This window comes from Chryseobacterium sp. SIMBA_028 (genome assembly GCF_046535285.1).
Taxonomy (GTDB): Bacteria; Bacteroidota; Bacteroidia; order Flavobacteriales; family Weeksellaceae; genus Chryseobacterium.
In genome coordinates this window covers 1-228 of sequence record NZ_JAWRWZ010000920.1, presented here as the reverse complement: position 1 = coordinate 228, position 228 = coordinate 1, and the positions used below count along the sequence as shown (strand labels likewise).

Sequence of the window (228 nt, the reverse complement as noted above, 5' to 3'; positions counted from 1 at the left end):
CGATAGGCTGGTTAAAGTAATCAAGATAGTGAAGCATCCAGTTCATATTGGTAACATGGGAAGTATCCCAATTTCCTATGGGTTGATTAAACTGGGTTGCGCTGGCAAACATATGGCTCATATTTGTTATTGAAGAAGTATTCCATGTATTAAATGACGAATTGCCATATAAAGCTGTACAGCCATAAAACATACCAAATGTACTTATAACCTGTGAAAGTTTAGGAG

General features: G+C 36.4%; 1 protein-coding gene. It reads right to left on the bottom strand.

Annotated features, from left to right (window positions below; translation table 11 throughout):
- Window positions 1-228, bottom strand: a 228-nt coding sequence (locus SCA31_RS25895) for a BspA family leucine-rich repeat surface protein (RefSeq protein WP_410699798.1), incomplete at both ends; no start/stop codon positions are given.